The organism is Mucilaginibacter terrae, from assembly GCF_031951985.1.
Lineage (GTDB): Bacteria > Bacteroidota > Bacteroidia > Sphingobacteriales > Sphingobacteriaceae > Mucilaginibacter > Mucilaginibacter terrae_A.
This window is the reverse complement of sequence record NZ_JAVLVU010000001.1, coordinates 2,921,134-2,944,721: the sequence shown is the minus strand read 5'-3', so window position 1 is coordinate 2,944,721 and position 23,588 is coordinate 2,921,134. Positions and strand designations below refer to the sequence as shown.

General features: G+C 44.1%; 27 protein-coding genes and 1 tRNA gene. 20 read left to right on the top strand and 8 right to left on the bottom strand.

What is annotated here, in order from left to right; genetic code table 11:
• Nucleotides 1-77: 77 nt before the first annotated feature.
• The 3 genes from QE417_RS12520 to QE417_RS12510 form a co-directional block, all read right to left on the bottom strand.
• Nucleotides 78-968: a helix-turn-helix domain-containing protein gene (locus QE417_RS12520; protein WP_311950416.1), complete on the bottom strand. Its 891-nt coding sequence runs from the start codon at nucleotides 966-968 to the stop codon at nucleotides 78-80.
• A gap of 73 nt (nucleotides 969-1,041) precedes the next feature.
• Nucleotides 1,042-1,860, bottom strand: coding sequence for an SDR family oxidoreductase (locus QE417_RS12515; protein ID WP_311950415.1), 819 nt, complete (start codon nucleotides 1,858-1,860; stop codon nucleotides 1,042-1,044).
• A gap of 276 nt (nucleotides 1,861-2,136) precedes the next feature.
• Nucleotides 2,137-2,244 (bottom strand) — tRNA-Asp (locus QE417_RS12510).
• A gap of 152 nt (nucleotides 2,245-2,396) precedes the next feature.
• Between QE417_RS12510 and QE417_RS12505 the strand changes: the two genes are divergently transcribed.
• Complete coding sequence (locus QE417_RS12505) at nucleotides 2,397-2,873, top strand: Lrp/AsnC ligand binding domain-containing protein (RefSeq protein WP_157542479.1); 477 nt, start codon at nucleotides 2,397-2,399, stop codon at nucleotides 2,871-2,873.
• 75 nt (nucleotides 2,874-2,948) lie between these two features.
• On the opposite strand, the gene QE417_RS12500 is transcribed toward QE417_RS12505, so the two are convergent.
• Nucleotides 2,949-5,213, bottom strand: a complete 2,265-nt coding sequence (locus QE417_RS12500) for a Tex family protein (protein ID WP_311950414.1) — start codon at nucleotides 5,211-5,213, stop codon at nucleotides 2,949-2,951.
• A gap of 150 nt (nucleotides 5,214-5,363) precedes the next feature.
• Between QE417_RS12500 and QE417_RS12495 the strand changes: the two genes are divergently transcribed.
• Both QE417_RS12495 and QE417_RS12490 read left to right on the top strand, forming a co-directional pair.
• Nucleotides 5,364-5,816, top strand: coding sequence for a hypothetical protein (locus tag QE417_RS12495; RefSeq protein WP_311950412.1), 453 nt, complete (start codon nucleotides 5,364-5,366; stop codon nucleotides 5,814-5,816).
• Nucleotides 5,816-6,037 carry a hypothetical protein gene (locus tag QE417_RS12490; RefSeq protein ID WP_311950411.1) on the top strand — a complete coding sequence of 74 codons (222 nt, stop codon included), beginning with the start codon at nucleotides 5,816-5,818 and terminating at the stop codon, nucleotides 6,035-6,037. Before QE417_RS12495 ends, QE417_RS12490 begins: the two co-directional genes overlap by 1 nt.
• On the opposite strand, the gene QE417_RS12485 is transcribed toward QE417_RS12490, so the two are convergent.
• Nucleotides 6,030-6,251 carry a hypothetical protein gene (locus QE417_RS12485; protein ID WP_311950410.1) on the bottom strand — a complete coding sequence of 74 codons (222 nt, stop codon included), beginning with the start codon at nucleotides 6,249-6,251 and terminating at the stop codon, nucleotides 6,030-6,032. The two genes, QE417_RS12490 and QE417_RS12485, sit on opposite strands and share 8 nt — an antisense overlap.
• Before the next feature lie 154 nt (nucleotides 6,252-6,405).
• Between QE417_RS12485 and QE417_RS12480 the strand changes: the two genes are divergently transcribed.
• From QE417_RS12480 to QE417_RS12450, 7 genes are all read left to right on the top strand, one after another.
• On the top strand, nucleotides 6,406-6,855 hold the full coding sequence (locus QE417_RS12480) for an SRPBCC domain-containing protein (RefSeq protein ID WP_311950409.1): 450 nt from the start codon (nucleotides 6,406-6,408) through the stop codon (nucleotides 6,853-6,855).
• 243 nt (nucleotides 6,856-7,098) lie between these two features.
• The gene (locus tag QE417_RS12475) at nucleotides 7,099-7,815 is read left to right on the top strand and encodes an HAD family hydrolase (protein WP_311950408.1); all 717 of its coding nucleotides are present in this window, start codon (nucleotides 7,099-7,101) and stop codon (nucleotides 7,813-7,815) included.
• Entirely contained in the window at nucleotides 7,787-8,635 is an 849-nt protein-coding gene (locus QE417_RS12470; protein WP_311950406.1) for a phosphoribosyltransferase family protein, read from the top strand. The genes QE417_RS12475 and QE417_RS12470 overlap by 29 nt, the downstream gene beginning before the upstream one ends.
• Nucleotides 8,625-9,179 (top strand): TerD family protein, encoded by a 555-nt coding sequence (locus QE417_RS12465; RefSeq protein ID WP_311950405.1) that lies wholly within the window; start codon nucleotides 8,625-8,627, stop codon nucleotides 9,177-9,179. The genes QE417_RS12470 and QE417_RS12465 overlap by 11 nt, the downstream gene beginning before the upstream one ends.
• Nucleotides 9,180-9,186: 7 nt before the next feature.
• Nucleotides 9,187-9,801, top strand: coding sequence for a TerD family protein (locus QE417_RS12460; RefSeq protein WP_311950403.1), 615 nt, complete (start codon nucleotides 9,187-9,189; stop codon nucleotides 9,799-9,801).
• A gap of 288 nt (nucleotides 9,802-10,089) precedes the next feature.
• Nucleotides 10,090-11,199, top strand: a complete 1,110-nt coding sequence (locus tag QE417_RS12455) for a toxic anion resistance protein (RefSeq protein WP_311950402.1) — start codon at nucleotides 10,090-10,092, stop codon at nucleotides 11,197-11,199.
• 9 nt (nucleotides 11,200-11,208) lie between these two features.
• Nucleotides 11,209-12,171 (top strand): hypothetical protein, encoded by a 963-nt coding sequence (locus QE417_RS12450; RefSeq protein WP_311950400.1) that lies wholly within the window; start codon nucleotides 11,209-11,211, stop codon nucleotides 12,169-12,171.
• 158 nt (nucleotides 12,172-12,329) lie between these two features.
• On the opposite strand, the gene folP is transcribed toward QE417_RS12450, so the two are convergent.
• Nucleotides 12,330-13,181 carry a dihydropteroate synthase gene (gene folP / locus QE417_RS12445; protein WP_311950399.1) on the bottom strand — a complete coding sequence of 284 codons (852 nt, stop codon included), beginning with the start codon at nucleotides 13,179-13,181 and terminating at the stop codon, nucleotides 12,330-12,332.
• Between the two features lie 60 nt (nucleotides 13,182-13,241).
• On the opposite strand from folP, the gene QE417_RS12440 reads away from it, so the two are divergent.
• From QE417_RS12440 to QE417_RS12420, 5 genes are read left to right on the top strand one after another with little or no spacing between them, the layout of a single operon-like run.
• Nucleotides 13,242-13,787, top strand: coding sequence for a DUF1599 domain-containing protein (locus QE417_RS12440; protein ID WP_311950398.1), 546 nt, complete (start codon nucleotides 13,242-13,244; stop codon nucleotides 13,785-13,787).
• Nucleotides 13,788-13,832: 45 nt separating this feature from the next.
• Nucleotides 13,833-15,038 carry a BT_3928 family protein gene (locus QE417_RS12435; RefSeq protein ID WP_311950397.1) on the top strand — a complete coding sequence of 402 codons (1,206 nt, stop codon included), beginning with the start codon at nucleotides 13,833-13,835 and terminating at the stop codon, nucleotides 15,036-15,038.
• A 4-nt stretch (nucleotides 15,039-15,042) separates the two neighbouring features.
• Nucleotides 15,043-16,104, top strand: coding sequence for an ABC transporter permease (locus QE417_RS12430; protein WP_311950395.1), 1,062 nt, complete (start codon nucleotides 15,043-15,045; stop codon nucleotides 16,102-16,104).
• On the top strand, nucleotides 16,104-16,406 hold the full coding sequence (locus QE417_RS12425) for a hypothetical protein (RefSeq protein ID WP_311950394.1): 303 nt from the start codon (nucleotides 16,104-16,106) through the stop codon (nucleotides 16,404-16,406). The genes QE417_RS12430 and QE417_RS12425 overlap by 1 nt, the downstream gene beginning before the upstream one ends.
• Complete coding sequence (locus tag QE417_RS12420) at nucleotides 16,403-16,918, top strand: shikimate kinase (protein ID WP_311950392.1); 516 nt, start codon at nucleotides 16,403-16,405, stop codon at nucleotides 16,916-16,918. Before QE417_RS12425 ends, QE417_RS12420 begins: the two co-directional genes overlap by 4 nt.
• A gap of 573 nt (nucleotides 16,919-17,491) precedes the next feature.
• On the opposite strand, the gene QE417_RS12415 is transcribed toward QE417_RS12420, so the two are convergent.
• The gene (locus QE417_RS12415) at nucleotides 17,492-18,274 is read right to left on the bottom strand and encodes a DUF1835 domain-containing protein (protein WP_311950390.1); all 783 of its coding nucleotides are present in this window, start codon (nucleotides 18,272-18,274) and stop codon (nucleotides 17,492-17,494) included.
• A gap of 145 nt (nucleotides 18,275-18,419) precedes the next feature.
• On the opposite strand from QE417_RS12415, the gene QE417_RS12410 reads away from it, so the two are divergent.
• From QE417_RS12410 to QE417_RS12395, 4 genes are all read left to right on the top strand, one after another.
• A complete protein-coding gene (locus QE417_RS12410; RefSeq protein ID WP_311950389.1) occupies nucleotides 18,420-20,168 on the top strand; it encodes a M14 family zinc carboxypeptidase in 1,749 nt (582 codons plus the stop codon).
• Nucleotides 20,169-20,786: a rhomboid family intramembrane serine protease gene (locus tag QE417_RS12405; RefSeq protein ID WP_311950387.1), complete on the top strand. Its 618-nt coding sequence runs from the start codon at nucleotides 20,169-20,171 to the stop codon at nucleotides 20,784-20,786.
• 84 nt (nucleotides 20,787-20,870) lie between these two features.
• Nucleotides 20,871-21,500: an NAD(P)H-dependent oxidoreductase gene (locus QE417_RS12400; RefSeq protein ID WP_311950385.1), complete on the top strand. Its 630-nt coding sequence runs from the start codon at nucleotides 20,871-20,873 to the stop codon at nucleotides 21,498-21,500.
• A gap of 345 nt (nucleotides 21,501-21,845) precedes the next feature.
• Nucleotides 21,846-22,220, top strand: coding sequence for a response regulator (locus QE417_RS12395; protein WP_311950384.1), 375 nt, complete (start codon nucleotides 21,846-21,848; stop codon nucleotides 22,218-22,220).
• On the opposite strand, the gene QE417_RS12390 is transcribed toward QE417_RS12395, so the two are convergent.
• The gene (locus QE417_RS12390; protein WP_311950383.1) at nucleotides 22,213-22,674 is read right to left on the bottom strand and encodes a phosphatidylglycerophosphatase A family protein; all 462 of its coding nucleotides are present in this window, start codon (nucleotides 22,672-22,674) and stop codon (nucleotides 22,213-22,215) included. The two genes, QE417_RS12395 and QE417_RS12390, sit on opposite strands and share 8 nt — an antisense overlap.
• Nucleotides 22,675-22,801: 127 nt before the next feature.
• Here QE417_RS12390 and QE417_RS12385 point away from each other — a divergent pair, with 127 nt between their 5' ends.
• Nucleotides 22,802-23,470 carry an HAD family hydrolase gene (locus QE417_RS12385; RefSeq protein ID WP_311950380.1) on the top strand — a complete coding sequence of 223 codons (669 nt, stop codon included), beginning with the start codon at nucleotides 22,802-22,804 and terminating at the stop codon, nucleotides 23,468-23,470.
• Nucleotides 23,471-23,588: the final 118 nt, after the last annotated feature.

The window sequence follows — 23,588 nt, the reverse complement described above, 5'->3', positions numbered from 1 at the left end:
ATTATACATATGATACTTTTTAAAGGCAAAAGGTTACAGTAGCTTGAAATATTAAGCCCTGCAATGCAAAGAGGGTATTAATTCACCACCTGCTTCTTAAACTGATTAGGACTTAACCCCGTCTCCTTTTTAAATAACCGCGAAAAATAAGGCAGGTTTTCAAAGCCCAGAGTGTAAGCTATCTCTGATATACTTTGGTCGGCAACCTTAAGCATATTTTTAGCTTCGGATACGAGATGGATATGTATCAGTTCGATGGCGGTTTTGCCGGTTTCCTGCTTGAGCATATCGCTCAGGTAACGCGATGATACGTTGAGCTGATCAGCCATAAAAGTTACTGTGGGCAAGCCCTTGGTTTGCAGATAACCATTGGCAAAATAAATGTTCAATGCTTCATTAAACCTGGAAACTGTTTTGCCCGATAGCTCCGTCCGGTTAATAAACTGGCGTTTGTAAAAGCGTTGCGAATATTTCAGTATCGAATCAATATGCGTGAGTATAATGTCGCGGCTGTACTCATCGGGGTTATTGCGGTACTCGGCATCAATACGGTTATACAGGTCCCATATAATTTCCTCTTCGCGCGGCGACAGATGTAGTGCCTCGTTGGTTTCGTAATCAAAAAAGCCGTACTTATTAATTTCCGAATGCAGGAAATGCCCGTTGAGGAAATCCTCATGGATGAAGATCAAAAATCCGTCTTCATCAAACTCCAGGTTTTTAAACTCAATAACCTGTCTCGGTTTAATAAACGACATAGAGCCGTTATCATGATCATACCGGGTGCGGCCATACATAATAATGCCCGATTTGAGCTTCTTGAACCCGATCATGTAAAAATCGGTGGTAAACTCACGGTCGCCAATAGAGCAAGCATGGTTACAACGATAAATACTGAACAACGGATTCTCTGGCGGCGGGAAACCGTTTTCGCGATGCAGATCTGCCAGGTTTTTATAATGCTTCATACTTATACAAATAAACATAAAAACTGCACTGGTTTACAGTGCAGTTTGTTAAATCAAAATCATGAGTTATTGCTTAATGTCCGTGGGCGGCAGTGGCTACATCGGCCCATTCTTCCCAGGTGGCCAGGCGGTTGGCGTACACTTGTTTAACCCAGGGCAAGGCTACCTTGCCTAAAAACAAACGTAGCGGAGGGTTTTCGGCGTCAACCAGTTTTAGTATGGCCGGGGTAGTAGCTTCGGGCTTACCAAACGAATCATCGGTTAAACCGGCCTGAAATGCTGCTTTCACACCATCATACTCCGGCATTGTTTGTGATTGTGCGGCCGATGCACCGGCCCAATCGGTAGAGAAACCGTTAGGCTCAACCAGTGTTACCTTAATTCCAAAACCGGCAACTTCAGCAGCCAGGGTTTCGCTCAGGCCTTCTACCGCAAATTTCGAGGCATTATATACCCCTAAAACCGGCAGCGTGGCTACGCCCAGCACGCTCGATATTTGTATAATGTGCCCGTGACCTTGCTGGCGCATAACCGGTAACACGGCTTGGGTTAACCATAATAAGCCAAATACGTTAGTTTCTATCTGGTCGCGGGCTTCCTGCTCGCTGGTTTCCTCAATAGTGCCAAACAGGCCGTAACCGGCATTGTTAATCAACACATCTATACTGCCAAATTTTTGCTGAGCCTGTTTTACCGCTGCAAAACCGGCAGCGCGGTCGTTTACATCCAGTTGAAGGGGTAATATGGCATCGCCATACTGTTCAACCAAATCATTTAATGAGGTGGTGTTGCGGGCGGTGGCTACTACTTTATCGCCACGTTTTAAAAATGCTTCTGCCCATATTTTACCAAATCCGCGCGAAGCGCCTGTTATAAAAATTGTTTTTGCCATTGCTGTAATTGTTAATTGATGAAGCAAAGGTATTGGGGGCCGGGTAGCAGAATTTATACAAAAGTGGGCAACACTTATACATTTTGTAGCAAAGAGTATAAACGCGTCATGGCAATGTAATAGCCATGCTATTGATGCTTATGATAAGATGTAATATAATAATGGAAATTAAATGATGCGGGATAAATTGAATATGAAACCCTTAAAAACAGCAAAGCCCCCTGATGGGCAGGGGGACTTTTACTAACCAATTATAAACCTAAATTATGAGAAGAGCTGTTGGGGAAGGATTCGAACCTCCACAGAGTAGTTAGCCCGAAGGTTTCCTATGATCTCCGCCACCGGGACAAGGAGGTGTGTCTGCCAAAATTTCACCACCCAACATTGTTTTTTTTAAAAGAACAGCCGAGAATTATTCTTATCGGTTGATACAAAGTTAAGGGGCTTGCCAATTTCTTGCAAATATTTCAATAAAATATTTGCATTTTTATTCAAATTTTAATTATCCTTGTGTATAAATATATAAATACGAATTTATGCCGCACAGAAAAGCCCAAAATTTAGAAATTGATAATTTGGATATTCAAATTCTGTCAATTCTTATGAAGAATGCAACCACACCGTACACTGAAATAGCAAAAGACCTCATTGTATCGGGTGGTACCATACACGTACGTATGAAAAAATTGGAGGAAATGGGCGTTATTAAAGGTGCCAGCCTTGAAGTTAACCCGCAAAAATTGGGTTTTGATGTTACTGCGTTCTTAGGTATTTATTTAGAAAAAGGTTCTCAATACCACGAAGCGGTTAAAAAACTGAAAGAAATTAACGAGATTGTTGAGTTGCACTACACAACCGGTGAGTGGAGTATTTTTGCCAAAATTGTTTGTCATGATACCAACCACCTGCGCGAAGTGCTGAACGAGAACATACAAAGTGTGCCCGGTATATCACGTACCGAAACCTTTATCTCTCTTGAAGAATCAATCAAACGTCAGATTACGTTAGAGTAATCATTGTAGTGCGGCCTCAATAAAACAAAAGAGCCCTGCTGTGTACACAACAGGGCTCTGCATATAGTTTTGGGTTTATTTAAACCTTGCCTTTAACGCAGCCAGTTTGCTTTGCATATCGGTTTCCGGCTCTCTTTTGTTCCGGTTTTGATGGTTGTTATTTGCTGTTGATGGAGCCGGCTTGCGGTTTGCACCACCGCTATTATTAGCCTTTTCATCACCCTTCATGCTAAGTGCTATACGCTTACGGTTTATATCCACCTCGGTAACCGTCACCTCCACATGCTGGTGTACTTTCAGCACTTCATTCGGGTCTTTAATAAAGCGGTTGGTTATTTGGCTTAAATGCACCAAACCATCCTGGTGAACGCCAATATCAACAAATGCGCCGAACGCTGTAATGTTGGTTACAATACCCGGCAGTTTCATGCCTACTTTAAGGTCTCCAATGGCATTAACGCCCTCGGTAAAGCTAAAAGCCTCAAACTTTTCGCGCGGGTCGCGGCCTGGTTTGGCCAACTCGGCCATAATATCGTTCAGGGTAGGCAAGCCTACTTTATCCGACGTGTATTTTTGAAGTGGAATGCTTTTGCGCAGCTTATCATCGGTAATCAGATCGCGGATGGTGGCATTACTGTCTTTGGCCATCTGTTGTACCAAGGCATATCTTTCAGGGTGAACACCGCTCGCTTCTAAAGGATTTTCAGATCCCTGAATGCGAAGAAACCCTGCCGCCTGTTCAAATGCTTTTTCGCCTAATCGGGGAACTTTTTTTAATTGTTCGCGGGTCTTAAAAGCACCGTTTTGGTTTCGATATTCTACAATGTTTTGTGCCAACTGCGGACCTAAGCCCGATACATAGGCCAATATCTGTTTCGATGCGGTATTCAATTCCACACCAACGGCGTTTACACAGCTAATAACGGTATCATCCAGCGATGTTTGTAGTTTACTTTGGTCAACATCGTGCTGGTACTGCCCAACGCCTATTGATTTAGGGTCGATCTTTACCAACTCGGCCAATGGGTCCATCAAACGTCGACCGATAGATACGGCACCGCGCACGGTAACATCTTTATCCGGAAATTCATCACGGGCCACTTCAGATGCAGAATAGATAGAAGCACCGCTTTCATTCACCATTACCAGCGTTACACCCGATAAATTCAGGTTGCGTACAAAGGTTTCGGTTTCGCGGCCGGCGGTACCGTTGCCTATGGCAATGGCTTCTATTTTGTAAGTATCAAACAAATGATGAATCGTCTTTTCGGCCTCACGTGCTTGTCCGGCTCCGGTATGCGGAAATACAGCCGTATACTCCAGCAGTTTACCTTGCTCATCCAAACAAACCACTTTACAGCCAGTACGGAAACCCGGGTCGATAGCCATTACGCGTTTTTGGCCAAGCGGCGCAGCCAATAGTAACTGACGGGCATTTTCGGCAAATACACGAATGGCTTCTTCATCTGCCTTTTTCTTGGTAATAAGGCGAGCCTCAGTTTCCATAGATGGTTTGAGCAGGCGTTTATAACCATCGGCAATAGCCAGGCGTATTTGGTCGCTCGATGAATTGTTGGCAGTCACAAAAGTGCGGTCGAGCATGGCAATGGCTTCGTCCTCCGGAGGGAGAATATCCAAGTAGAGTATTTCCTCCTTTTCGCCGCGGCGCATGGCCAGTATACGGTGCGATGGTGCCGATTTAACCGATTCCGTCCAGTCGAAATAATCTTTATACTTAATGCCGGCCTCTTCTTTGCCCGGAGCCACTTTTGATTGAAACTCACCTTTTTCAATAAACAGGTCGCGCATTTTAGCACGCACTTCGGCATGCTCGCTTATGGTTTCGGCAATAATATCGCGGGCACCGGCAAGGGCTTCTTCGGGGCTGTTCACCCCTTTTTCAGAATCAATATATTTATCAGCCTCTGTGCTTAGGTCTACTTTGTTTTGGGTTAAAATTAAATCGGCCAGCGGCTGTAAGCCTTTTTCGCGGGCGGTGGTTGCACGGGTTTTACGTTTAGGGCGATAGGGCAGGTACAAATCCTCTAATGCCACCATGGTTTCGGCAGCATCAATTTGCTGTTGCAGTTCGGGCGTTAGCTTGCCCATATCGGTAAGCGATTTAAGGATGACTTCGCGGCGTTTATCCAGGTCGCGCAGCTGCTGTATGCGGTCGCGTATGGCGGTAATCTGCACCTCATCCAGGCTGCCGGTAAGCTCCTTGCGGTAACGCGAAATAAAGGGAACGGTAGCGCCCTCGTCTAACAAGCTAACGGTAGCAGTAACTTGTTTTGAAGCCACAGCCAGCTCCTGGGCTATTTTTAAATGATGATCTATCATGAACGCATTGCTTTTACAGCCGCGAAGTTGGGATTTGTTAACGAGAGTAAAAAGAAGAAAATTACAAATTGACAGCCTTTTGCTGTACATGCAGGTTATCAATACCTTTGTTAAAAGGTTATATTTGTAATATTATCACCTATACATTAAATGAAGAAATTACTGCTTATATATATTGTTATACTAATGGGTATATCAATTAAAAGCAAAGCACAGGTAACTAAATTAAACAACTACAAGTACATTTATTTAGCACCTTTGACCTATAATAACGGCCGGGCCGACCACTGGGGAATACGTGAGCAAGTGAAAAAAATATTACGGGAATCGGGCGTGGCAGTGCTTGATAGTTTAAATACCGGGCAAATGCCAAGTCTAACGCTAACCTGCGTTATTGAGCATTCTAACAATTTGTATCAATTTAAAAGGGAGTATATTGATGTGAAGTTTTTAGATTTTGATAATCATATTGTTTATGCTGCACATGGTCAAACGGGTGCAATGGCTTTAACTATAAAATCGGGTTACAAAAGCGGAGTTAAAAACGCACTTAAAGATTTTGAGAATTACCAATACAAATACACCGGCTCAACAATAGAATAATGGATGCACACCAAATGCGGTTGTTTGAGTTTAAACTGGAGGAGATTTATAACCGTACCGAATGGTTGCAGTACGAATTGCCTCTGCAGGATTTTATTTCCCGCTTTGTAATTGAATACAAAGACGACATACCCCAGCGCCCCGAAATGCCCGAAGATCCTGATCTGGATCGTGATACCAAGCTGGCCGTACTGGTGGCTTTCCGCGAAGCGTTTAGTTAGATTTCTTTTGTGCTTTTTCTTGCTTGGTAAGTGTGATGATCATCATACCTAACATGGTGGTACAACACACTATGCCAACAATGGCAAGCGCAACACGCCAATCTTGGTGCATCAGCATACCTTTATACATACTGCGCACACCCACTGCGATCATTCCGCTAAATATCAGGAACGGCACGATGAGCTTTTGGCGTTGCGTTAAATTACTTTTCATAATTTTAAATATAACAGGTATTTATGATAAGTGCAAAGCCTTTTTGTAATTGCACAATTGGCCTTGCAAAATGTCGCATTTACACCACACCGTAAAATGCCAAAGCTGCCATCTTTGTGATAACGAAACAATCAGCAAATTAACCTTCATTATTATGGAAAAGTTAACTTTCAGTACCACCATCAATGCCTCGCGCCAGCAAGTATGGGATGTACTTTGGGGCGATGTAACCTACTCCGAATGGACAGCCGCCTTTTGCGAAGGCTCACATGCCATAACCGATTGGCAAAAAGGCAGCAAAGTGCTCTTTCTCGACCCTAAAAAGAATGGCATGGTATCAACAGTAGCCGAACGTATTGAGCCGGAATACATGTCGTTTGAGCACCTGGGCGAGGTAAAAAATGGTGTGGAAGATACCGAAAGCGACGCCGTAAAAATATGGGCAGGCGCTCACGAAAACTATACCCTCACCAATGTAAACGGCCAAACCAAATTGGTTGTCGACCTCGAAAGCGGCGGCATCCCCGATGAGTTTAAAGACTATTTTGTAATAACCTGGCCCATTGCTTTAGATAAACTGAAAGAAATAACCGAGCGGCAATAAGGCCCATACGGCAAGCTCTTAAGTTTATATTGAATGCTACAACTGTTGCTTTGGTTCCGCTCATTACCACCGAGGATATAGTTATCCACGGCAATAGGCGGAATCAAAGCAATTAATCAATAGCTTGCGCCTGCAATTATAAAAACAGTAAAACAAATCTCCCCTTTTAACTATTGCCCATTACGATTTTATATTTACCTTACGATAATTTATCTACTACGAAAACTAAACCGCATAAGGCTTATGCCTCAGTATAAACATTACTCGTTCGACCTTTGGTTAACGCTTATTAAATCGAACCCGTTGTTTAAAAAACGCCGGAGCCAGTATTTTTTCGAGAATTTAAATTATCAGAAAAAGTCGCTGCCCGAGGTGGAGGCCGTTTTCAGGCAGGTTGATGTAATGTGCAACACTATTAATGAGCGCACCGGCAAAAATATCGATGCCGATGAAATGTACCTCATGATTATAAGCCAGGTAAATGATAACCTGGTAAACCTGCACGATATTGATGTTGATGACCTCTACCGTAAAATGGAAGATTTGCTGTTTGACCATTTGCCTCAACTATATTGCGACAACACCGCGGGGGTACTAAGCAGCCTTAAAGAGCTGGGCGCCACTACCAACATTTTAAGCAATACCGGGTTTATTAAAGGTTCAACCTTGCGCCAGGTACTCAACTCATTAGGCATTGGCCAGTATCTCGATTTTCAGCTGTATTCTGACGAGTTGGGCTTTTCAAAACCCAACCCTGCGTTTTTTCAGCTAATGATTGACCAGGCTATGGTCTTAAATCCAACCATACAATTAGCAGATATAGTGCACACGGGCGATAACCCCGTGGCCGATATTGCCGGTGCTGAAGCGATGGGCCTCAGCGCGGTACTCATTAACTCTAACCAAACATCTATCACCAATTTAACCAGTTATGCAACATCACATATATTCCCTTCATAAAATATATAGCAGTACCAGCTTTGGCTTTAGTGCGGTTGATTACAGCCGCTTTAAATATGGCGACGATGCCGTAGCTGCTAATTTTGGTACAGCATTAGCCGAGGGCTTTATCAAAGATGTGCTCGAAAAAAGCGGATTGAACAAGCAACTGGTAGTTATTTCCAGCCCGTACTCGTTCATCCCAACGGCCACGTATGCCATGAAAAACTACTTTGTTTTCAGGCTTAACCGCTGGCTGGCCGATAATAATATCCCGGTAGTGCAGGAAGCCAAAGTTCATCGTACCATAACCTACAAAGAAGATTACGGTGCACTGGATGCCGAGCAGCGCATGAGCCTCATCAGCAATGATTCGTTTCATATTGATGCCGGTTTTTTGACCGATAAAGTGCTGGTGTTTTTAGATGATATAAAAATTACCGGCAGTCATGAGCGCATGATCTCGAAAATGTTGAAAGAATACGATCTGCATAACGAAACACATATGCTGTATTTTGCCGAGCTGGCTAACATGGATATTCCGCCTAATATTGAGAATTACCTGAACTACCATGAGGTGAAAACCATTTTTGATTTAGACCGCATTATAAACGGTGGGCATTTTTGTGTAAACACCCGCATTGTAAAGTATATTTTAAATTACGAGCATAAAGATTTTTGCATTTTTATAGGCTATCAAAGCAAAAGCTTTATAAATCAGTTATATGATATGGCTTTAGGAAATGGTTACCATACAATGGATAATTATTCTATAAATTTGAATTACTTAAAGCACCTTTTATTCACAAACGAAAATAAATTAGTACAACATGGCAATTAACTTGCAAAAAGGCCAGCGCGAAACCATAAACGCACCCAAATTTGTTGTTGGCTTAGGCTGGGATACCAACAGTTCATCAACCGGTTCGGCATTTGATTTGGATGCCTCGGTGTTTATCATGGGCGATAATAAAAAGATTTTAGCCGATGATTTTTTTGTTTTTTATAACAATGCGGTTTCGCCCGATGGTGCCGTTGAGCATACTGGTGATAACCTAACCGGTGCCGGCGATGGCGATGATGAGCAGATCAAAATTGACCTGTCGAAAATTGACCCGCGCGCTACCGAAATTTGCGTGGTAATAACCATACACGAGGCCGAAGCCCGCCGCCAGAATTTTGGCCAGGTGCGCAACTCGTTTATCCGCATATTTGATGCCGCCACCAATACCGATTTGTTAAAATACGAACTGGAAGAAGATTTTTCGATAGAAACAGCTGTTGAATTTGGCCGCATTTACAAACGCAATAACGAGTGGAAATTTGAAGCCGTTGGCGCAGGCATGAAAGGTGGTTTACAAGATTACTTAAACAAATACAACTAAACCTATTATGGCAATTAATCTCGAAAAAGGGCAGCGCATTAGTCTCGAAAAAAGCAATGGCAGCAAGCTGCAAAATATATGTGTAGGCATTAACTGGGGCGCTATTGAAAAGAAAGGCCTGTTTGGCATTGGCGGCAGCAAAGAAGCCGTTGACTTAGACGGTAGCTGTGCCCTGTTCAATGCAAACAAGCAACTGGAAGAAGTAGTATATTTTGGCAATCTGAAATCAAAAAATGGTTCGGTAAAACACAGCGGCGACGACTTAACCGGCGATATGGGTGGGGATGACGGTATTGACAACGAAGTAATTACTTTGGACTTATCATTACTAAACGAAAGCACCACTTACGTAGCTTTTGTACTGAACAGCTTCCGCGGACATGATTTTGGAAAGATCCCGTTTGCATCTATCCGCATTTATGAGGGGACGCCAAAGCGTGTAAACGAGGTGTTTGCCAAATATGATATTGCCAACGGTCCGGGTTTTGCTGGCCACGTAAGCATGGTAATGGGCGTATTTTATAAACGCAACGGCGAGTGGAAATTTAACGCCATTGGCGAGCCAACCAAAGACAAAAAATTGCAGGAAACCGTGAATACGGTGATGCAGCAGTATTTGTAGGAATTAAATAACCCGTATTGTCATTTCGAATGATAACGAGAAATACTGTTCCGTGCGGCTTTGCATAATTATCAAAATCTCTCACTATCGTTCGAAATGACAAATTAAATATAGCTTGTCATTCTGAACCTTAGTGAAGAATACTATACGCGCGATTAGTCAGGCGTATAAGATTTCTCGTTATCATTCGAAATGACAGGTTGGGATAATTTAGCCGTTGTCTGTGTCCTCACAGACAACCATTTTTTGTAACAACCTATTCTAAACTTCATCCAATAAATAAACAAGATGGAAATGGAAAACAACCTGCCACCCGTTCCTGAAACGGGCTTGGTTAGCAATAAAATAGACAAAGAAGGCAACGTAAACCTTACCCAGGTTACGCCCGACGATGTTAAGAAATACGAGAGCGTGAACAAGGACCTTAACCCGGCCGATGTTAACTCCATCCTCAATTATGGGGTTGAGGTACAAAACTCGATGGAAAAGTACAGTAACCAGTTCTTAACCTCGGTGCGTACTTACAACTCGGGCGAGGTAGGTTTGCTCATCAATGATCTGTTAACCGAGCTGAACTATATTGATGTTGACGAGCTGAATCAAAGCGCACTTACCCGCTTCATATCGGGCATACCGTTCTTGAAAAAAATGGTGTTCGATGCCAAAAAACTTTTCCAGAAGTATGATACGGTTGTTAATAACATCGATAAAATTACCAACAAGATCAAAGCCGGCAGGGTAAACTCCATTAAGGACAATGCCTCGCTGCAAACCATGTTTGACAGCAATGTTACCTACATTAAGCAAATGGAGGAACTCATTATTGCCGGACAAATTAAGCACCAGGAACTAACCGAAAAGCTTGCCGTAATGGATGGTAACCCATCTGCCTACCAGGATTACGAAATTGCCGACCTTCGCGATTACGTTAACCGTTTGGATAAACGCTTGGCCGATATGAAAGTGGTGCGCTTTATCATGCTGCAATCATTGGCGCAAATACGCGTGGTGCAAAGCAACAACACGTCCATTGCCGAAAAGGCACAGTCGATCGTATCAACTACCATCCCGGTTTGGAAAAACCAGCTTACCATAGCGGTAGCCCTGAATCGCCAGAAGGAAAACGTGGAGATGCAGAAAAAGATATCGGACACAACCAATACCATTTTGCAAAAGAATGCCGAGTTGTTGAAGCAAAACAGTATCGATGTGGCCCGCGAGAATGAAAAGACCGTAGTATCTTTAGACACGCTGAAACGTACCACGCAATCGTTAATTGAAACGCTGAACGAGGTTAAACAAATACACGACCAGGGGACTCAAAACCGTAAACTTTTGAACACGGAATTGGCCACTCTCGAAACTGAACTGAAAAAAGGCGTTACCAACGCAGGCTAATAAGCGCTGATGGATGAGAACAGACGACAGATACTAAACGAATCGACCCGGGCACTGAGCAAGCTGCACCTGCTTGCCGCGTTTTTTGCCGACGAGATCGTGATGAAGGTATACGTTCGTAGCCAGGTTATCCATCAGCTTTTTGAAAACAATACAGAGCTCGATGTTAACAAACTCGAGCTTTTTCATTTACAATTTACCGATACGGTTGTGGAGCTGCTCCGCAAAATAAAAAAGAGCAACGAGCGCAACGTGATCTTGCTTTTTGATGAGATACAGGTAAACACTGATATGATTACCCGGCTGGAGGCTTCGAGCTATTCGGAAAACGACTACCGGTTGGAAAAGCAGCGGCAATCCCTCAGGGTCAATAACTCGCTGCGCAAGCTGTACGAAGTACTAAGTAATGATAGCACCGAGTACCCCTTTGCCAGAAACATCAACTCATTCAGCGCAAAGTTTGCCTCGGGCTTTTACCCAACGGTTGAGGCCGATGTGCTGGCCAAACTTACCGAATACGAACCGAACGAGGTTTACACCAATGCCCACGCCATTATTCAGCGCAAGCTCATGGGCTTGTTGTGCAAGTACGATTTTAAGAGTGAGTTTTACAGCGGACTGAAAAGCGGCAGTTTAATTATTGAGGTTTTTCGTATAGTGGAGCCTGACATTTACTATATCTTTTACCCATCGCGCAACTTGTTTCTGCTATGCGATTCCGCCGAAATAGAGGCCATTAACAATACCATAGCCCTTGATAAGCCCGACACCATGGTACAGGAACTCAAAAACCGCAACGACCAGCTGCAAAGCTCCGTGGCCGTTACCAAAACCTATCTACCCGACGAAGTTCGCCGCCTGCTGGGCGATCATTACAAAAAGATATCCGACATCAACTTCCTGCAAAACATGAGCAATTTTGATGCGCAAGCCAATATTTTGAAAGCTATGCTGAATACGGATTTGATGTAGGTAACCCTTAAAGAAACCTCACCACGCCCAGGTTGTCATTTATGTCCATGCACGGTCTCTCGGAGAGGACCCTGCAATGCTGTTTAAATAAATGCTAATAACGCGGCGCAGGGTCCTCTCCGAGAGACCCTGCTAAAACATAAGGGTTTGGATGGGGTTCACCTCACCATTCCCCAAATCTTCACCGCCTCAACCGCTTCCTTCACATCATGCACTCGCAAAATATCTGCCCCTTTAGTTAAAGCAATCGTATTTAAAACCGTAGTGCCATTCAATGCGTCAGCAGCAGTAACACCCAATAACCCGTAGATCATGCGCTTGCGCGATATACCAACCAGCACGGGTAGCTCAAGCATATCAAAATTTTGCAAACGGTTCATCAGCGCATAGCTTTGCTCAGCAGTTTTAGCAAAGCCAAAGCCGGGGTCGAGAATAACATCGTGTACGCCCAAAGCTCTTAATTGCTCGTAACGTTCCACCAAATGATCAAACACCTCGCTGAATACATCCTGATACTGTGCCTGCTGAACCATATTTTGCGGCGTACCTTTCATGTGCATTAAAATGTAAGGCACCTGCAGGCGGGCAACGGTGGCAAACATGTCGGCATCCAAATCGCCACCGCCAATATCGTTAATGATGTGCGCTCCGGCTTTTATCGCTTCTTCGGCAACCTGTGCGCGGAAAGTATCTATGGATAAAACAGCTTCGGGATGCGCTTTTACAATCGCTTCAACAGCGGGTAGCAGCCGGTCAAGCTCTTCCTGTACCGAAATATCCACAGCGCCGGGCCGCGATGAATAAGCACCCATATCAAGCATCGATGCGCCATCGGCCAGCATTTTGCCGGCTTGTAGTACGGCATCGTCTATCGCGGGTTTACGGCTATCGGCAAAAAACGAATCGGGGGTTAGGTTAATGATGCCCATTACCTGCGGGGTGCTTAAATCAATAAGTCGCCCACGTGCATTAATGGTTGCCTTTTTATTAAAAACTGTATCTTTAGCCATTTACTACGGGTTTTAATTACCCGCGGGCAAATATCGTTACAAAAATTAATTTCTACCGTTTTGAGCAATACCGCATCCGAATATGAAGCTGTAATTAACCGTTGCCGGTCTTTGTTTGTTAAAAAAACAAGCGATTACGGCACAGCCTGGCGCATTCTTCGTCCGTCATCTATAACCGATCAAATCTTCATCAAAGCCCAGCGCATCCGCACACTCGAAGAAAAAAAGGTATCAAAAGTGGGCGATGATATTACAGGGGAGTATATTGGCATTGTAAATTATTGCCTCATAGCCATGATGCAGCTGGATTTAGCTGCCGATGCCCCATTCGAACTCCCTGTAGAGCAGGTAAGTGACCTATTTGACCAATACGCCACCGAAACCCGCGACCTCATGTTTGCCAAAAATCACGACTATGGTGAGGCCTGGCGTGATATGCGCATCAGCTCCCTAACCGACCTGATACTCATGAAAATTCTCCGCGTAAAACAAATAGAAGACAACCAGGGGCAAACGGTAGCATCAGAAGGGGTAAAAGCCAATTACCAGGATATGCTGAATTATGCGGTTTTCGCGCTGATAAAACTCAGCCCCCCAGCCCCCTGAAGGGGGAGCTTTTGATTTACTTAAAGACATTTCGCTTTATATATAATGACATCTGCTATATCTGATTATAAAGAAAAAACTTTTACTCCCCCTTCAGGGGGCCGGGGGGCCTTGGTTTGGGCTTGCCGCATTTTGGTTGCCCTGCTTTTCATCTTTTCGGGCCTAATCAAGGCTAACGACCCGCTGGGATTCTCGTACAAGCTCGAAGAGTATTTCGAAGTTTTCCAAGTTACCTTTTTGAATGATCTGGCACTGAGCATGTCCATCATTTTATGTTCGCTTGAGATGATTCTGGGCTTTGCCCTCTTGATAGGTACCCGTGTAAATGCCATTGTTTGGGGCTTACTGTTGCTCATTATTTTCTTTGGGTTCCTCACATTTTACTCGGCGTTTTTTAAGGTGGTACAAACCTGCGGGTGCTTTGGCGATGCTATTCCACTTACACCCTGGGAGTCATTTGGTAAGGACATGGCCCTGCTGGCTTTGGTGCTGGTATTGTTTTTTAACAGGGATAAGATCACTCCGCTGGTTAGCCATGCGGCCGAGATGCGATGGTTGGTTGCTGCAGTGGTAATTACGTTAGGCGTGGGTATGTATACCTACAACTTTTTACCGGTTATCGATTTTTTGCCGTATAAAGTTGGCAATAACATCCCCAACGAAATGAGAACCCCGCCGGGAGCCGTGCCCGACGAGTTTGAACTCACCTACTCGCTAAAAAACAAAAAGACCGGCGAAAGCAAGAGCATCAGCGACAAGGAATACCTTAAAAGCGGCATATGGAAAGATGCCAGCTGGCAAATTGAGGGTGACCCTGAACGCCGGTTAGTTAAAAAAGGTTTCGAACCAAAAATACGTGATTTAGGCATACAAGACAGCCAGGGCAACGATTACACGCAGGAATTGCTGAGCAATCCGTTTTATAACCTTATTGTAGTAGCTTATGATTTAAAACATACCAATGCAGATGCGCTGGACAGGCTAAATGCTTTGGCTATCAACCTCACCCAAAACTATAACATCCGCACGGTACTGCTAACCTCGGCCTCTCCTGCCGATGCTGTAGCGTTTAGTAAGCAACATCATTTGGCTTTCGAGATATTTCATGCTGATGGGGTGCCGCTAAAAACCATGGTTAGGGCTAACCCCGGTATTATGTTGCTTAAAAACGGCACTGTAATGAATAAATGGCATCACCATACCATGCCCGATTATGATGGGCTGGTGAAAAAATATCTGCAAAAACCATAAACCGATGCTCCGCTACCTCATCCGCAAAATTGGTTACAGCGCAGCAGTAATGCTGGGTATTGTGGTAGTGGTATTTTTCCTGTTCAATATTTTACCGGTAGATCCGGCCCGCATGACGCAAGGCCAACGCGCCGATGTACAATCGTTAGAAGCCGTGCGAAAGGAATTTGGTTTGGATAAGCCCTTACCCGTCCAATTTGCTTATTACATTAACGATCTATCGCCCATTGGCATACACGCCCGCACGGTTGAAGAGCAGGAGCGTTATGGCTATGTACAATTGTTCCCGGTTTCGGGCACGCATGTGGTTGCTTTAAAATGGCCTTACTTGCGCCGGTCGTACCAAACACATAAAGAAGTTGCAGCCGTGCTGTTAGAAGTAATTCCTAACACCTTGATATTGGCTGTTTTAGCTATGCTCATGGCCGTTGTGCTGGGTGTGTTTCTTGGGGTATGGAGCGCCGTTCATCAAAACACCTGGATAGACCGGCTGGCGGTTGGCTTTTCGGTATTGGGTATTTCGGCGCCGTCATTTTTTGCAGGGATAATTATTGCCTGGCTGTTTGGCTTTGTGCTGAGTAAATATACCGGGTTAAACATGACCGGCAGCCTGTACAGTTACGACCCATTTAAGGGCGAGGTACTAACCTGGAGCAATGTGGTTTTACCCGCTATAACCTTAGGACTGCGCCCGCTGGCTATCATCGTTCAGCTTACACGCAGTTCGATGCTGGAAGTGCTGGCTCAGGATTACATTCGCACGGCTAAAGCTAAAGGATTGAGCCGAAATGCCATTATTTACCGCCATGCTTTGCCCAATGCCTTAAACCCGGTTATTACGGCTATTGCCAACTGGTTTGCCTCCTTACTGGCCGGTTCGTTTTTTGTGGAATACGTGTTTGGCTACAACGGCTTGGGCAAGGTTACAGTGGATGCGCTCGAAATGTCGGATTTCCCGGTAATTATTGGCTCTATCCTGTTTATTGCGTTTATATTTGTGGTTATTAATATTCTGGTCGATTTGCTGTATGTGTGGATCGACCCTCGCGTAAAGTTTAACTCATAGTGGCTAATCATCAAATAAGTTTACCTGAGCTTTTTATGCTCATTGCCTACCTGAGCTTCCCGGTTTGGTGTGTTGCCAGGGCGTTGCAGTGGATGCTGCTTAAACCCATCACTACCACGGCCCGCCGCGTTGTGATTTTAGTGGTGTCGCTCATTATATCCTTCATCATCACTATTGTAATTTGGGGCGGCTGGCCGGGTAATCCTATAATTATCGGCATCATTAGCATGCCCGCACTTTGTGCCGAAGGCTTTATACTGCTCATGACCTACCTTATTAAAAAGAACATATCAAAAAAATGACACGCATTTTCTTAATCGGCTACATGGGTAGTGGCAAAACAACTTTAGGCCGTAAACTGGCAGCTCGTTTAAATTACCCGTTTTTAGACCTCGACCACCTGCTGGAAGAACAGGCCGGCATGACCATTGCCGAGTACTTTGCCAGCTTTGGCGAAACCGCTTTCCGCGTGGCCGAGTCGGAAATATTAAAGAGCACTGCCTATCCCGAAAACGCCGTTATATCAACAGGCGGAGGGCTGCCCTGCTTTTTTGATAACATGGAGTGGATGAACGCCAATGGCATTACGCTGTACATCAACTTATCGCCCAAAGCACTTATAAGCCGTTTAGGCAACAACAAAGACGACCGCCCTATCCTACGCGACAAGCACGGCGACGAACTGCTGGGCTTTATAACCGAAAAGCTGGAAGAGCGCAACGCTTATTACCAGAAAGCCCATATTGTTGCCGAAGGTTTGAGCCTTACTGCGGAGAAAGCAGAAGCATTGATTGCCGGGAAAACGGCGTTGTAGTAATATAAGTAAGCAGGTTCCCCCTCGGAGAGATACAGTGCACGCAAAAATATTTATGCACCTTAGGTGCTACCTGTTTATAGAAAGTTCTTATTAGTATTAAACATGCTCCGTTAGGAGCTACCCTTATTTATGCATGTTTACAAAGGCTAGTCCCGCTGGGCAATGTCATTAAGTTAAGAAAGAAGACGCCTGTGAGGACACAGGCGTCGGTTAACTCGCCGTGGTCTGTGTCCTCACAGACCACTTTACTGATATCATATCTTGCATAAATAGAAACTATCTATCCTTAACTTAATGACATTGCCCGCAGGGACAAAAGAATCTTGCTTGGTCTTTCTATAAACAGGTAGGCACCTACGGCGCATTTTGGATTGTTGAATTGATGTGGATACAAGGCAATCTTTGAGGGATGCAGGGGCTTTTGATTATGCAAGGTTTGTTAAAGACAAAAGTGCAAATTAAACGTATAGTGTGTCCCTTTGGCTTGTCAATCGTAAATGACACACCCGTGCCAATGCTCTTCCTGGCCACCCACTCTCAAGAAGGGAAAGGAAAAAATCAAAAAAGCTCTTATAGTGTAATCAATCCCTTTTGCTGTAAGCGATGCAGGTAGTTATCTATCTCATTATCGCCCATACCGTAAATGGCTTCATCGTGCCAAAAGGCTTCACATATAGCGCTACGGTCGGTTATGCCGCTTTGGTAAATAAGCAGTAGTTTTTGTTCAATGTAATTAAGACCCTGCTCGTCAAGTTGCAACCTGCGCACCTGTGCTTCGAGGGCAAATTTAAGCTGGTGAAGGCCTCCCCAAAACGGAGTATCGTCAATAAAGCGGTCTAATTTGGTGGCATCGCAGGTGATGTACGCCTGCCAGGCTTCGGTAGCCAGTTTAAAATCGTACTCACCCAGGTGCAGGCGGTTATCATACAAAACCTCTAATTGCTTACCGGTTAATTGCCCCATTCCCCTAAAATTGGGTACGCCGGGGAAACAATCGGGGCAAATCAAATAAATTTCCGGTCCCGACAAGTCTACGTGTTGTTGCAGTAATTGCATTACGCCCAGCATGTTTACCTGGCAATGCAAATCAAATTCAAACCACAGGGTAATATCGGTGTAGGGCTTGCTTAGTTTTTCCAGTTCGTGCAATACTTTGTGCTCATAGCCTTCGGGGGTATCATTAAAAGCCTGGCTTATCCACTTTTCGCGCTCGTGCCAAAAAACAGAATCCAATGTGGCCGATAGCGGTCCTTCCGAAAACACTTCGCGCCAAACCAACACATCGCCATCAATACCGGTATCATTAAAACCTTGCAAAGTGGCATCGCCGTTTAAAATGTGAAGCTGGGACATAAGCAATGAGTGATTGACTGAATTAGTGAATGAGTGATTTGCCTGTTCTCAAATATAGCAATTGTGTCCATCGAATGTTTTTAAATTCAGTCATTCATACCATCACTCATTCGCTCATTAATTAAAACTACTAAATTTACCACCAATGAAAAAATTGCTGCCCTTATTAGGCATGGCCTTGCTGTTTAGCAAAGCCCACGCCCAGTTAACGCCCTTTGAGTTAAGCACCGATAAAAACTATACCGCCACTTATGCCGAGGTAATGGGCTATTACCCTAAGCTGGTAAAGCAGTTTCCGCAACAGGTAAAATTGTTTAATTATGGTAGTACCGATTCGGGCAAACCGTTAACGTTGGTAGTATTATCTAAAAACGGCAACTTTGATCCGGCTAAAATTAAGCAGCAAAACAAGCGGGTAATTCTCATTAACAACGGCATACACCCCGGCGAACCGGAGGGTATAGATGCCAGTATGATGCTGGTGCGCGATATGCTGAAAAAGAAACAACTGCCCAATGATGTGGTGGTATGTTTTATTGCCCTATACAATATTGATGGCAGCTTAAACCGCGGACAATCGCGCGTGAGCCAAAACGGGCCTGTGGCATATGGTTTCAGGGGTAACTACCGTAACCTTGATTTGAACCGCGATTTTATTAAGGCTGATAGCCGCAATGCGCTGGCCTTTTTACAGATACTGAACACCTGGCAGCCCGAGGTTTTTTTGGATAACCATGCCAGCAATGGATCTGACTACCAGTATGTAATGACGCTCATCGAGACGCAAAAAGACAAGCAACACCCGGTATTGGCTGAGTATACCGCCAAAACCCTTTCGCCCGAATTGTATAAACGCATGGAGAAAAGTGGTTACGGTATGGTTCCCTACGTAGAAAGCCTGAAACGCTCGCCCGATTCGGGCATTGTGGCATTTTTAGAAACACCTCGCTTTTCAACCGGGCACACGGTTCAGCATAATATTATAAGCTATGTTACCGAAACGCATATGTTGAAGCCGTACGATAAAAAGGTATATGCCACCTACGAGTTTATGCGCCACCTGATTGACGTTTGCCAGCGTGATGCCAGGCAGATAGGCGAACTGAAGCACCAAGCCGACGAGCAGGTAAAACAACAAAAAACGTTTGCCTTAACCTGGGCTTTAGACGACCAGAAGTTTGACATGATTGAGTTTAAAGGTTACGAAGCCGGTTACAAAAACAGCGACATTAGCGGCCTGCCACGCCTGTACTACGACCGCAGCAAGCCCTGGACAAAAAACATAAAATATTACAATACTTACAAGGCCATCCTAACGGCCGATAAGCCCATAGCCTATGTAATTCCGCAGGCCTGGGGCAAAATTATCGACCTGTTTAAACTCAACAAGGTAGCCATGCGCCGCTTAAAGCACGATACCACTTTAATTGTGCAAACCTATTACATTGGCGATTATAAAACCGGCCCGCGCCCTTACGAAGGCCATTACCTGCATAGCGGGGTGCAGCTTAACACCATCGGCAATAACAAAGTTAAATTTTATGCGGGCGATTACGTGGTTTATACCAACCAGGCCATTAACCGCTACATTGTAGAAACGCTGGAGCCACAGGGAGTGGATTCTTTTTTTGCCTGGAACTTTTTTGATTCGATGCTGAGCCAGAAGGAGCATTACTCTGATTATGTATTTGAAGATATTGCCGCCCAGTACCTTAAAACCCATCCCGAACTACAAAAAAAGCTCGACGATGAAAAAGCCCGCAACCCGCAACTGGCTAAAAGTGCCGGGGCGCAGTTAGAATTTGTGTACAAAAACTCACCCTTTTACGAAAACACATACTTGCGTTACCCTGTTGCACGTTTACTTACCAATACCAAACTCGATTTACAATAAATGGAACAAATTTTTCAAGCCGCACCGGTAGCTTCAATCATATTCATCATCACTATAGCCCTCTCGTTATGGGCTTTTTCAAACGAGCGCATTTACGGCGAGTTTATGCTGCACCCATACAGTGTGGCCAAAGGCGATAGAGTGTGGACCTTAATTACAAGTGGCTTTATTCACCGCGATTGGGCGCACCTGCTGTTCAATATGTGGTCGTATTTTATATTTGCGCCAACACTTGAGGGGCTAATTGGCCATTGGCAGTTTGCATTGCTTTATTTTGCCAGCCTTATATTGAGTGATTTACCTACGGTGGGTAAGTATAAAGATCACTATAACTATCACAGTCTTGGTGCATCGGGCGCTATTAGTGCAGTGCTGTTCAGTTATATTTTGTTTTACCCCATGAACCGTATTGGTGTATTTCCTATTCCGTTTGGTATTCCTGCTGTAATTTTTGGCGTATTGTACTTAGCATACTGTGTTTATGCATCTAAACAATCAAGAGACTCTATTAACCACGATGCCCACTTTTTTGGGGCGTTAAGTGGCATAATGATTACTATACTGCTTTACCATGATGTGCTTTCAAACTTTATTGGGCAGATAAGCTCTTCATTTTAAACAAACTACCAAAACAGATGTTACAATAGGATTACACTATTAAGTGTTTAAACATATAATTTTGTCTTATTAAAACATCCAACTATGTCTGTTAAACAAGCACTCGCGTGGAGATACGCCACCAAGAAATTTGATAAAGCGAAAAAGATCAGTTCTGATGATCTGAACCATATATTGGAGAGCACGCACCTGTCGCCCTCATCATATGGATTGCAACACTATAAAATTGTTGTAGTAGAAGATCCCGCCATTCGCGAAAGACTTAAAGAAGCTGCCTATGGTCAAAGCCAGATCACTGATGCATCGCACCTGGTAGTTTTTGCTGCCGAGACTAATATTGATGAGGAATATGTGAAACGTTATGTAGACCAACTTGCTCACGAGCGCGGGGTTGACCGTTCCTCACTGGAGGGTTTTGAAAAAGTGATGATGGGTAAAATTTCAACATTATCACCCGAGCAAAACTTAGCCTGGGCACAAAAACAGGCATACCTGGCGCTGGGTATTTTAATTGGTGCTGCATCTGAATTAAGCGTTGATAATTGCCCAATGGAGGGTTTTGAGGCCGAAAAGTTCGATGAGATTTTAGGTTTGAAAGAGAAGAATGTAACAGCTACTGTGATAGTAACCATTGGCTACCGTGCCGATGATGATCCGTACGCCAAACTGGCTAAGGTTAGAAAACCGGCATCAGAGTTGTTTATTAAAATATAAGTGTGATTGATTTCTTCCCCCCAACGGGAGGATTTGTGATGATTTCTGGAGGAGGTTGAGTGTGATTGTAGTGTTTTTTGAGGGGGAAGGATCATATCCTTCCCGCCTCCAACAGAAAATAGTGACTGGTGTTATATAAAGTTGAGGTTGTAAATGCCGGTCAGGGGTGACCGGCATTTTTTGTTTACGCAATTGGGGCATAATTATTTGTGGTGGGGAATGCGCACCCCCGTTTGAGTTAATTAATCACAGTTAAAAAATTAAATATTGGTTAAATGATGTGAGAGGGCACTTATTGCCAGTGGCATATCATTTGCCTTTAACTATACAAATTAAACTTAAACCATGTACAAAAAAATCTTAATTGTAGAAGACGACTTAAAAACGTTATCGTCAATTTATACATTGCTAAAGCAACACGGCTACGAGGTGCAAACCCTGCGAGAAGCCGAATACGTTTTTCAGGAAGTTACGGCTTTTAACCCCAATTTGATATTGCTGGGCGCTTTAACACCCGGAGCTAATGGTGCCATGATATGTGCTGCATTAAAATCGGCCCCTAATACCAGCAAAATACCGGTTATATCGGTTTTGGGTAACAAAAAATCATTAAACAGGCTTTTTGAAAACGCCGACTGCTCACCCGACGATTTTATACTGAAACCTATAAATCCACAGGTATTGCTCAATAAAATTGAGTACCGTTTTTTGGCTAATTAAATTGCTTTATCGAGAATATAATTACCTGCAAAACAACATTGGCATAAATACCCGCCAGTACATCGTCCATCATTACACCGGCACCGCCCTTAAGGTCTTCCATTTTACGAATGCCCAGGGGCTTAACCATATCAAAAAAGCGGAACAGGATAAGGCCTATAATGAAATTTTGATTAGTTAAGGGCACAAACAACAAGGTTACCATTTGGCCCGATACCTCATCAATTACCACGCGGTAGCTGTCTTTACCCCAATCAGGCTCAACCTGGTTGCCCACGTAAATGCCCAGCAGGGTTATAACAATGGTGGCAACAGGCAATGCCCATACAGGCTGTAGCCAAGTATACTGATTAGCGAAATATAATAACACGCACGTTACTACAGCGGCAATGGTGCCCCCGCCTTTAATGTAACCTATGCCTCCCCACGAGGCGATAATTTTATTGAGGTTCATGATCTACAGGGGACGAAGTTAGGAAAAAGTGGGCTATGTAACCCGGCCGTATAATACCCAATATCATATCAACCCCATTTATCATAAAAAACTTGCCTCTTTTAAACATTTTGCCCTATTTGCGGCTATGATACAAAAACCGCAAGCCCTGATATTTGATATGAACGGCACCATGATCAATGATATGGAATACCACACCCAGGCGTGGCAACGCATATTTAACGAAGAGCTGGGCGGTAATTTTACCTGGGATGAGGTTAAAAGCCACATGTACGGCAAAAATCCCGAGGTGTTGGAGCGAGTTTTCGGGCCCGACCGGTTCACCGAGGATGAAAAGACCGAGCTGTCGTTTGCTAAAGAAAAACGTTATCAGCAGGATTATCTTCCTCAATTAGCTTTATTGCCCGGTTTGGCTGAGTTTTTAGAACAAGCTTATCAATTTAACATCCCTATGGCGGTGGCATCGGCGGCTATACCTTTTAATATTGATTTTGTGCTGGATAACCTCAACATAGGACATTACTTTAAAGCCATTGTAAGTGCCGATGATGTTGTGCTGAGCAAACCTCACCCCGAAACTTTTTTGAAAGCAGCACAGCAACTACACGTTGACCCAATTAACTGCCTGGTATTTGAAGACGTACCCAAGGGTGCCGAAGCGGCGTTGAATGCCGGCATGAAAGCCGTGGTACTCACCACTACGCACGAAGAATATGAGTTTAAACACTTATCAAATATTATCCATTTCTCACCGGATTTTAACTCTTCATTCTTTTCAAACCTCCTTAAACAATAGTAATACTGTATTATTTGATGTATTACACAGGGCTTAGCGCAGAGCCTGTGCTAAGGTGGTGTTTAAAAAACAGTTAACCTCGTTAGGTAGGATTAGATAAAGGTGTATATTAGGGGAA